Genomic DNA, 10,475 nt, shown 5'->3' with positions numbered 1-10,475 from the left:
CCGCCTTATGTCTCCCTTATATTTCAAAGGCAAAATTAAGCGACACAAAGGCTTAGGGTTTATGAACCCGAAAAACAGCAGACTCGTTCTACATAATAGGGTTTTCTTCCCCATCCATCAGTGAGTTGGCGCGTCCCACCCACGTTTTTTATTGTTTCACACTCCAAAAACAAGACTCTTTTAAAAATAGATTGACGGAAACCAGCGACAATTGAGTATAGTATCATAAAAAGACATGGAGGTTCCAATGTTAAAATTGAAAACTCTGTTACTGGCTTTGCTGGTGCTGAGTATTAGCTTCGGCTGCGTTTGCAGCAAGTGTAAAAAGGAAATTGAACCCGACCGGGTGCAAGATAGTGAAATGACGACAATCAGCGAACAGAACAACGCTTTGGCTTTCAAACTCTATGAAATGGCGGACAAGCCCGGCAAAAACATGTTCTATTCACCCCATAGCATCAGCACCGCGCTGTCCATGGTCTATGGCGGCGCCAGAAATAATACTTTTGAACAAATGTCCAAGGCTTTGTATTTTGGGCTTCCCGAAATGAAGCAACACGAGGGATATCTGGCTTTGCAGAAAGAACTTAACCGCATCAGCGAAAATGGAAAGGCGGAACTGAACGTCGCCAACGCCATCTTTGGCGCGGAGAGCCGTAAAGCTTTGGTGCAAAAAGACTTTATCAAGCTTCTACAACAACAATATCTGAGCGACTATTACAACCTCGATTTCAAGGATTACAGCGGCACGGCAAAATTCATCAACAAATGGGTGATGGACAAAACCCACGACCGCATCAAGGATTTGGTGAATGAAGACCATATCCGGGGCAGCAACGAAGGCATGGTGTTGGTGAACGCCATCTATTTCAAAGGTAGCTGGCTCAATGAATTCGACCCCAGGCTGACCATTGAAGACAAGTTCTACGTTTCATCCAAAAAACGTGGGGAAGACCAATCCCGTCCCGTGGAAATGATGAGCGCCCGTGCCAGATACCAATATGGCGAAGTCCCTGGAGCGCAATTGATTGAACTGCCTTACGCCGAGCGGGATTTGTCCATGCTCTTTGTGCTTCCAGACGAAATCGACGGCTTTGCCAAAAAGTTGAATTCCGCGAACCTGATGAATTGGCAGGAATCCATGTCCCCGCGCGAGGTTCAGCTCTACATCCCCAAATTCAAGTTTGAACTCACCTTTGACGGTTTGACAGACATCCTGAAAGCCATGGGCATGACCGACGCCTTCGACCACGCCAGAGCCGACTTTTCCGGAATCATCCCGAAGGAAAGCGGACTCGGCGTTTTCATCCACGACATCATCCACAAAGCCTTTGTGGAAGTGAATGAAGAAGGAACCGAAGCCGCCGCCGCCACAGGTATCGTGGTTGCCACAAAGATGTCTCCGGAACCGGATGAAGTTGTGACATTCCGTGCCGATAAACCCTTCGTGTATATCCTGTTGCACAAGCCAAGCAACACCGTGCTTTTTATGGGCAAAATGAACGAACCGCCCAAACAATAAACCCTAAATCCCATGATAACCCAAGCGCGTCTGATTTTATCCGGCGCGCTTTTTGTTCCCGTGAAAAAGATTGACGGGAAATCCCGACACGTGAATTATGTTTACACAACAAATAAGGTGGTTTAAGATGTTGAAGAATATGATGATGACGCTGCTTTTGGTCAGTTTGAGCCTGGGCTGCGTTTGCGGAAAAATCGAAAAGGAAAATGGCAGGGAAAAGCCCCAAAACCTTTCCCCGGAGCTTGCCGCCCAGGTCGCGGCTCCGAACAACGCCCTGGCTTTCGAGCTTTTGAGGCTGGCTGACAAACCCGGGAAAAACCTGTTTTTCAGCCCTTACAGCCTGAGTTCCGCGCTCAGTATGACCTATACCGGAGCGAGAGGTGAAACCGCTGAACAAATGGCGGAAGCGCTGAATTTTGACCTTTTCGAGGGTGACCAACATGAAGCCTATCAGGCTCTGCAACAATCGCTTAACGCCATCGCCGAAAGCGGGGAAGCGCAGCTCAGCGTGGCAAACGCGCTTTTCGGCGCCGACAAAATCAGCCACAGGATAAAAACAGACTTTGTAACCACCTTGCGAAAGCGTTACGAAAGCGACATTTACAGCCTGAATTTCAAGGATTTCAACGGCACGGCGAAATTCATCAACAACTGGGTGAAACAAAAAACCGAGAACCACATCCGGGAATTGGTGACGCCAGACCACATCGAGCAGAGCCACGAAGGCTTGGTCTTGGTGAACGCCATCCATTTCAAAGGCGGCTGGCAAGAGAAATTTTACCCCCGCAGAACCAAGGAAGACACCTTTTGGACATCTTCGACCCTGCGTTCCCCCGAATATCAGCGAACCGTGCAAATGATGAACAATAATGGGAAATACCGGTTGGGAACCGCGCCTGGGCTTCAGGTTTTGGAGCTGCCCTACTCTCATAAAGACCTATCCATGTTGATTTTCCTACCCGATGAGATGGAAACCTTCGTGAAGAATTTAAACAACGAAAACCTGCGGAAATGGACGGACTCGATGTGGACGGAAGACGTGAATTTGCAGATACCCAAGTTTAAGCTGGAGTTGGAATTAAGCGATGTTCCCAAAAAACTGGAAAGCTTGGGGATGATTGACGCTTTCGAGCCTGTAGCGGCGAATTTTAGCGGCATAATACAGCCTGAAGCCGAGGAATTGATTTTCATCTACGACATCATCCACAAGGCTTTTGTGGAGGTAAATGAAGAAGGCACCGAAGCCGCCGCCGCCACCGCTGTGATTATCGGCAGGGAAACCTTGTCCGCTCTGCCTGTGGAGCCGATTCTTTTCCGCGCGGATAAACCCTTTGTTTTCATGATTATGCACAACCCCAGCAACACCGTGCTCTTTTTGGGAAAAATGAACGACCCTGACTGAAATTGAGTGGGAATAAAAAAAGGTGGTTTGTAAGAGAAGAGCTTTTTTAAACTGACCGTTATGAACCAGCTGAAACAGGGTTTTAGCCGCTTATTGAGATTGCCCTGTAAAGAAGAATTTGGATTCTGATGATTCGTTCAGGCTTTCCCTAAGATTTCAATTGGTTTTATCCTGCCACCTCAGGCGTGTGACAAATAAAACTTGACACATTGCGCGTAATCGGGGATATAGATTCATCATGAAAAATTGTGTGTAATTGGCATCGGCATCCGTTTTACGCGGCTTTGAAAAAAGGCGTTGAATGGGCGTTGTCACACGCTTGCATCCGGTTTTTGAATCCGGAAAATTGATCACACAGGGAGAGATTCATGCAAAAAAACACAGTCCGCCTCAGGGCCGCGAATATTTCGGATATTGGCAAAAATCCGGCCCGCACAAAGAATGAAGATTATTTTGGTCATTTTCAAGGTGATTATGGCGATTTGTTTTTGGTTTGCGATGGAATGGGCGGCCACAACGGCGGCGAAATTGCGAGCCAAATGGCAGTGGAAAGCATCCACAGACATTTTGAAACTGGGTTCGTGGCAGGTGATGAACTTGCCACCATCTCCCGCGCCATCGAACTGGCACATCAACAGATTGCGGAAAAAGCGGGGGAAGACCCCGAACTCAGCGAAATGGGCAGCACTCTGGCGCTATTATTGGTGAGCGGTGGCAATTATTTTGTGGCTCATTGCGGAGACAGCCGCGTTTACCTGAGCCGCGACGGCTCGTTGATTCAACTCACCAAAGACCATTCCGAAGTTCAGATGATGGTGGAAAGCGGCATCATCACGCAGGAACAGGCCGCAACCCATCCCCGGCGGAATTTCATCACCCGCGCGCTGGGGCATGGAAGCTGTTCGCCAGAGCTTTCGGGTCCGCACATGCTGAAGCAGGATGACGTATTCCTGCTCTGCAGCGATGGGCTCACGGAATACGTTTCGGACGATGAACTGCATCAACAGATGGAGGAAGAACCGCAGATAGCCTGCCAAAACCTGGTTGATATGGCAAACGAGCGCGGCGGAGCGGATAACATCACCATCCAACTCGTTGAGGTTCAACAGTGTTCGCCATTTTCTCTGCGTGAAGAGACACCCCAGCCACCCAAGAAAAAACTGATTCCACCGGTGGCATTGGTTTTGACCCTGGTGGTTTTTATCGGTGCCGTATTCTGGTATAGCAAATCCATACAAAGCACAGCGCCGCTTGAAATTACGGCTGTGGCAGATACCCTGGCAAAACAGGACAAAGTTTCCGCCAAAGACGCGAAAAAGGCTGCGAAAGCGGAACAAAAACGCTTGAAAGCAGAGCAGAAAGCACTTGCCAAAGCCGCGAAAAAAACCAAGGGTAAAAAAGAAGCGCCTGAAAAGGCTTTGGACCCATCCCAGCTTGTGGACGTAGCCACCATCGCCACGGAATTGGGAGCCACAGAGGCCAGAGAAATATATCTGAAAGCGTTCAACGCCATGAGCAACAAAGATACCCAGGCGAAAAGCTTGAAACAATTCAAATCCAGGGATGGAAAACAGATTATTTTCATCGTTCCCGGACAAAGCATCTATCTGGACAGCAATTTGGCAGTTTTGGGCAGAGCCGGCTCGGAAGAGCTGAAAATTGACGAGATTCAAGCCTTGCTCGCCATCGCCCTGGTGCGCTCGAGCGGAAAGATGGATTTGCCCAAAGAAAGCTGGCAGGAAAAGCTTTTCGCGGCAGGCGACCAAAGTGTGGACGATAAAACCTGGCAGGCAGCGCTGGAGCTTTTCAAAAAGTTTGACAGCACCAATGCCCAGATGCTTTTCAATAATCCGAACCGTTTGTCCCGCCTGCGTTCACGAATCAAGCTGAGCCCATACAGCATCAGCCTTAATTGAACAATTTACCAAAAAAAAGGTGTATAAGCCATGAAATGCAGTAAATGTGGCGCGGAACTGGAAACCGGCGCGAATTTTTGCATCGTTTGTGGGCAGACTGCCCCGCCCGTGCAAAAAATCAGAATCGGCAGGAGCGCTGATTGTGAGGTGGTTTTAAACCATGAAAAAATCTCCCGGCTCCATGCCATCATCGTTGTGGAAGGTTCGCAATATCGCATCACAGACCAAAGCTCGCTGAACGGCGTTTTTGTGAACGGACAGCGCATCAGCACCGCGCTCATCAAACCGGGAGACCACGTTTCCCTGGGCAAAGCGTTCAGCCTCGATTGGAAGCAGCTTTTGGACGCTTTTTCACGCGGTTCGGCGGGTTCTCCAGGAGCTTCGCACACGGGTCCCAGCCCGGTTTTCTATGTGGATGAAGAAAAAAAGCCCAAAAAATCAAATTCCCTGCCCTGGGTGATTGTGATTGTGGCGCTCGCTTTGGTGGGTTTGGGACTGGGCAGCTATTTTCTTTTCTTCCGCGGTGGCAAAGACGATGTCGTAAGCTTCGACATTGAACATAGTTACGTTACCAAGGAAAGTGAAACATCAGAGCTTTCCGAACGGCGTTCAAAGCTGGAAACCATGGAAAAAATCCTGGAGCAGATGCCGGCGAAGCTTGGGTTTGAACATTCCATTTTGATGGCATACTGCCTGGTGGACGTCAGCATCGGAGAGCCTCAAAACGTTTTTAACCAAAGAGGCGTGGTGGAAAAAATCAGCAGAACAGCCAGCGCCAACGTTTCGCAAAAAGAATTTGACAAACGCCATGAACAACTGCGTGGCAGACAGGACTATATGTCCCAAATCCAGGAAGCGGAAGAGAGGCTCAGACAGGCAAAACTGGAACTGAACTTGGCGGAAGCTTCACTGGTGGCGCCCAAGAAAATTGAGGAAACCGTGAAAAAAGGGATCGAAGTCCTGGAAGAATTGGCAGGCGTAAAGCGAGACAGCACAAAAACCGAAGACGACAAACCCAGGGTGGATAATTCCCTGGAAGCGCCACGCCAAAACTATGAAACAGCCATCCGGAAAATCGAAGAGATTTATGAATCGCTGAACCACATCAAACTTTCCTTGGCAGAATCCGTGCCCACGCGCAAGGGAGGCCGCGTCCTGAAATGATTCTGAATCCGGGCGACATCATTCGCAGCTACCGCATTTTGGACCACCTGGGAGAAGGCGGCATGGGCAAGGTTTTTTTGGCGGAAGAAGAGCTGTTAGCCCGCAAAGTCGCCATCAAAATGCTGAATCCCAGCATCACCCATCAGGAACAATTCCGCCAGCGTTTCATCGAAGAAGCCCGCATTCAGGCAAAGATGAAGCATCCCAACATCGTGAGCCTGCTCAGTTTTTTCAACGAAGAGGATGGCTATTTCATGGTGATGGAATTCGCGCCGGGAAAGACTTTGCGGGAATTGATTCGGAACACCGGACCCGTTCCCGAACAGCGCACCCGTGTGATATTCCGCCAGATTCTTTCCGCTCTGGAATACGCTCACGAGCAAGGGGTTGTTCATCGCGACATCAAGCCTTCCAACATCATGATTGATGAAAACGACGAGCTGAAGGTGTTGGATTTCGGCGTGGCGCGGCTTTTGGAAGACCCGCACCTCACCCAGACCGGTTCGCGCGTGGGAACCGTTTTCTACATGAGTCCGGAACAGGTTGAAACTCCCCGCGAAGTGGATTCACGTTCTGACATCTATTCCGCTGGAGTACTGCTGTTTGAGCTTTTGACGGGACGCCTGCCTTTCGACACGGAAGCCGAAAGCAATTTCCAGATTGAAAAAGCGATTGTGGAACAGGCTTTGCCGAATCCGCGGGATTTTTATCCATTTATGTCTGACCTCATTGTGAAGCTGATGCACGCGCTCACGGCTAAAGACCCCGCCCTGCGACCAAGCGCTTCCGAAGCCATTAAGATATTGGATTCTGGAGACTTGAGCTCTGTCCGTGTTGTGCAACCGGAACCGATAACACCTTTGCCGATGCCTTCCCAAAATCCAATTGTCATCCCTGTTCCAAAACGCAAAAAGATGTCCAAAGGCCTGCGCGCTTTCCTCATCATCTTGCTACTCTGCGTTTTGGCGATTCCAGCAGGTTTTTTGACCAAATATTACCTGGAGGGGGAACTGGATATTTTTGGCAGGAAAACGGATTGGGTTGAGGAAGACGAAACCTTGGTCAATGCGGACGATGGCCCCAGTCAGGCGGAATTGGACGCCATCGCGGAAAAGAAAAAGCTGGAAAAAGCGGAGCAGGCAGTGCGCGCCATCTTGCCAAAATTTGATTATATCACGCGAGAGGCCTTGGATTACAAACAGCAGGATTTCTTTGATGAATGGCCTCCAAGTTTGGATTATTTCGTTAATCCCAAAGAAGTTAACACGACAGAATTTCAGTTTGAATTCAACGAAGGCATCATCACCGCCATCAGCCAACCCGCCTTAGGCAAGGTGGGCGCAAAAATCAGCTATTCAATCGATTCGGAACGTTTTGAGATTAAAGACCCGGATCCTGGACTGGCACCAAGGATTAACCCCGCCTGGTTGCAATGATGGCGAAAAGAATTGGTTAAACAAAGATAGAATGAAAATGGATATTTTTATGTTGAAACAAGGCTTTTTCCCGAAGGCTGTCGCGCTTGCGGTGCTGGGCATTTTGGCGGCGGTTTTGAGCGCCAATGTGCAATACAGCCCCGATTTGCTGCGTGCAGCTCTGAATGGGGACGCGGATTCTCAATATCGTCTGGGTTGGAGTTATTACAACGGAGAAGGCATCACGCGTGACCTGCGGGAAGCGGTGAGATGGTATTCCCTGGCTGCGGAACAGGGACACACAGACGCCCAAAATAACCTGGGCTGGTGCTATTATCGCGGTGACGGAGTGCCCCAAAGCGATGACGAAGCCGCCAGATGGTGGAGAATCGCTGCCCGCAGAGGTAACCAACACGCGCAGTATAACTTGGGTTGGTGTTATGACAATGGATTTGGGCTTCCACAAAACAAGGTGGAGGCTTTCAGATGGTACCAGGAATCCGCCCGCAAGGGAAATCCGAATGCCCAGAACAACCTGGGATTCTGCTATTATCTGGGTGAGGGCGTGGATCAAAATCTCCAGCAGGCGGCACATTGGTGGACTCAGGCGGCGGAACAGGGTAATTCCAACGCCATGTATAACCTGGGCATCTGCTATGACAACGGTTACGGGGTTGAGCAAGACCATCGTGAAGCGGCAAAATGGTATCGCCTGGCTGCGGAAAGCGGTGCCGACCACAAACTTCCAGAGCTTGATAGCATGCACACCACCGCTAAACCTGTTCCAGAGGAGAAGCTTCGCCCCAGTCCACAACGTCAATATGTGGAAGAAGATACGTATTCTGGAACGCTTCCCAAACCTCCTGTCCAAACCGAAAAACCCCAACCCGAGGACAGAGGAAAATACAGCGATTTATATAAAACCGGGCTGCAGCATTACAATGGAGACGGGGTTCCCCAAAATGAGTCTAAAGCCTTGCACTGGTGGCTGTTGGCAGCGATGGAAGATGACCCCCGCGCCATGTATGGTCTGGGTGTGGCATACATGAATGGACGTGGCGCCGAAAAAGACGAAGTGGAAGCGGTGCGTTGGTTTATTATGGCCGCCGAAGCCGGTTACGCCAAGGCGCAGAACATGTTGGGGGTTTGCTATAAAAACGGCAGCGGAGTGGAAAAAGATATGGTTGAGGCGGCGAAATGGTATCGCTTGGCAGCTCAGCAAAATTACGCCATGGCTCAAAGCAACCTGGGAATTTGCTATGCCCAGGGCGAGGGAGTGGAAAAAAACGATGAGGAGGCGTGTTTTTGGTTCGCTCTGGCGGAGGAAAACGGAAACGCCTCAGCCAGCGAATTCAGGGAAATGGTGGAGCCAAAGCTCAGCGCGCAGCAAAAAGAGCGGGTTGAGGACAGGGTAAAGCTTTGGCAGGCTTATTTCCGTTGAGGGGTCAAACCGTATAATTTACAGTATGTTAAGTTAATCCCTGGCTTCATCTTCGGGTCCGTACTGCAATTCCACCTGATGGATGATGGCATCCAGGAATAAATCTCCGGTATCATAAACGTCGAAGGGCTTGAAACCCAGATATTTATCCCACTGCCCGGCCACAAAATCGTGGGAAATCACGCGGTAAACCCTATCCAGATCGAGCTTTTCGCCATTCACAAGGTATTCAAACTCTCCGGCTTCTTTTTGTGGATGGGCTATTTTTTCCCAACCCGCAATCTCGCAAATATCATGAGGTTTGCTGATGGCGTGGAGCATGTTAATTTCATCCAGGATAAGCAAATCGCTTCCTTTGAGAGAAAAGACTGTCACAGTGTTGTTGAAGGGAATCAGTTCATTCAAATCTCGTAGGGTGATGGGTCCCGCGGGCAGGGATTTGCGCAGACCGCCGTTGTTGATGATGGCGAGTTCGGGCTTGTAAATATTTTGGTACTCAGCTTTTAGGGCTTGTGCCATCCAGCGTGAAAGCTCAGTGGAACGATATTTATCCGGAGTCCAAGCAAGCGGAATATTGCCCACCACACGGCTCATCTGTTTTTGGATGGTTTCCATCTTTTCAGCGATAAAATCGTTCAAAGGGCTTTTGAATTCGTCACGTTCCGAAACCAATGGAATGAGACGGTTTTTCAGCGAAACTACACGGCGGTTTTCCACTTCCAACTCCGCGTGTCCCAACCAATTAAGATGTGAACCGCTGTAAAGCAGCCATTTTCCATTCACCATGATGGGTTCCTGGCTCCAGATGTGGTCGTGTCCACCGATGATGATATCCACCCTGTGATCAAGGCTTTGCGCCATCAAACTGTCCGCTTCGAAACCCTGATGGCTCAAGACAACGATGAGGTCGCTTTTGCGCTCCACCTCGTCCAAATACATGTTTATGGCATCCACGGGTGGCAAAATGCGCAGACTGCTCACATTTTCCGCCTTCACTTTTTCGGGCAAAAGTTCCAGGGTGATACCAAAAACCCCCACTCGCAAACCACCGGTTTCTAAAATCGTAAAAGGCACTCCTCCAAGCGGTTTACCGGTGGGCTTATCGATGAGATTGGTGCAAACAAAGGGATATTCAGCCCGTTTTGCCAAGTCCTTGGTGTTGCCGTAGGAAAAATCGAATTCATGGTTGCCGAAAACGCTGGCTTCCAGTCCCAGCCGATTAAAAACGTCAATCACAGCGCCACCATGTACACCATCATCCACCAGCGAGGCGAAGATGGAGCCGGTTTGCTGGTCTCCGCTGTCCAGATAGAGGCTGCGCCCGACTTTCGCCCTTTCCCGATTCAAAACTTCCTCCAAAACCGGATAGCCACCGTATTTCAAGCCATCCTGACCCAGCTTCGGCTCAAAAACTCCGTGGCTGTCGCCGGTGTAGAAAATGCTCAGCGGCAGCGCACTTAAAACTCTGAAAAACGCCAGAACGAGTAACAAACTGAATGCTTTGTTGAATTTCATCGTCAAATCCTTTTCACGAAAACATGATGGTTTTCATCTATGGAAACAGCTGTCAGGCTGTCAAGAAAAAAGGCTCCAGTTCAGATGGAGCGGGCGAAAT

Annotated in this window: 7 protein-coding genes; 6 read left to right on the top strand and 1 reads right to left on the bottom strand. The window is 49.7% G+C overall.

The features are described from left to right. The first annotated feature begins 247 nt into the window (after positions 1–247). The 6 genes from GX135_07580 (at position 248) to GX135_07555 (ending at position 8,860) form a co-directional block, all read left to right on the top strand. Complete coding sequence (locus GX135_07580; protein ID NLN85937.1) at positions 248–1,522, top strand: serpin family protein; 1,275 nt, start codon at positions 248–250, stop codon at positions 1,520–1,522. Between the two features lie 127 nt (positions 1,523–1,649). After that, a complete protein-coding gene (locus tag GX135_07575; protein ID NLN85936.1) occupies positions 1,650–2,924 on the top strand; it encodes a serpin family protein in 1,275 nt (424 codons plus the stop codon). 368 nt (positions 2,925–3,292) lie between these two features. Next, positions 3,293–4,840: a Stp1/IreP family PP2C-type Ser/Thr phosphatase gene (locus GX135_07570; GenBank protein ID NLN85935.1), complete on the top strand. Its 1,548-nt coding sequence runs from the start codon at positions 3,293–3,295 to the stop codon at positions 4,838–4,840. 30 nt (positions 4,841–4,870) lie between these two features. Next, positions 4,871–6,004, top strand: a complete 1,134-nt coding sequence (locus GX135_07565) for an FHA domain-containing protein (protein NLN85934.1) — start codon at positions 4,871–4,873, stop codon at positions 6,002–6,004. Continuing rightward, positions 6,001–7,440 (top strand): serine/threonine protein kinase, encoded by a 1,440-nt coding sequence (locus tag GX135_07560; protein NLN85933.1) that lies wholly within the window; start codon positions 6,001–6,003, stop codon positions 7,438–7,440. The genes GX135_07565 and GX135_07560 overlap by 4 nt, the downstream gene beginning before the upstream one ends. 49 nt (positions 7,441–7,489) lie before the next feature. Then, entirely contained in the window at positions 7,490–8,860 is a 1,371-nt protein-coding gene (locus GX135_07555; GenBank protein ID NLN85932.1) for an SEL1-like repeat protein, read from the top strand. A 33-nt stretch (positions 8,861–8,893) separates the two neighbouring features. On the opposite strand, the gene GX135_07550 is transcribed toward GX135_07555, so the two are convergent. Further along, positions 8,894–10,375 carry a bifunctional metallophosphatase/5'-nucleotidase gene (locus tag GX135_07550; GenBank protein NLN85931.1) on the bottom strand — a complete coding sequence of 494 codons (1,482 nt, stop codon included), beginning with the start codon at positions 10,373–10,375 and terminating at the stop codon, positions 8,894–8,896. Positions 10,376–10,475: the final 100 nt, after the last annotated feature.

This window comes from Candidatus Cloacimonadota bacterium (genome assembly GCA_012522635.1).
Classification (GTDB): Bacteria; Cloacimonadota; Cloacimonadia; order Cloacimonadales; family Cloacimonadaceae; genus Syntrophosphaera.
This window is presented reverse-complemented; position numbering and strand designations above follow the sequence as displayed.

What these genes read in the sequence shown, in the direction of transcription:
- GX135_07565 (NLN85934.1), top strand. Translation starts at nt 4,871, where the DNA reads ATGAAATGCAGTAAATGTGGCGCGGAACTGGAAACCGGCGCGAATTTT.
- GX135_07575 (NLN85936.1), top strand. Translation starts at nt 1,650, where the DNA reads ATGTTGAAGAATATGATGATGACGCTGCTTTTGGTCAGTTTGAGCCTG.
- GX135_07560 (NLN85933.1), top strand. Translation starts at nt 6,001, where the DNA reads ATGATTCTGAATCCGGGCGACATCATTCGCAGCTACCGCATTTTGGAC.
- GX135_07570 (NLN85935.1), top strand. Translation starts at nt 3,293, where the DNA reads ATGCAAAAAAACACAGTCCGCCTCAGGGCCGCGAATATTTCGGATATT.
- GX135_07550 (NLN85931.1), bottom strand. Translation starts at nt 10,375, where the DNA reads ATGAAATTCAACAAAGCATTCAGTTTGTTACTCGTTCTGGCGTTTTTC.
- GX135_07555 (NLN85932.1), top strand. Translation starts at nt 7,490, where the DNA reads ATGTTGAAACAAGGCTTTTTCCCGAAGGCTGTCGCGCTTGCGGTGCTG.
- GX135_07580 (NLN85937.1), top strand. Translation starts at nt 248, where the DNA reads ATGTTAAAATTGAAAACTCTGTTACTGGCTTTGCTGGTGCTGAGTATT.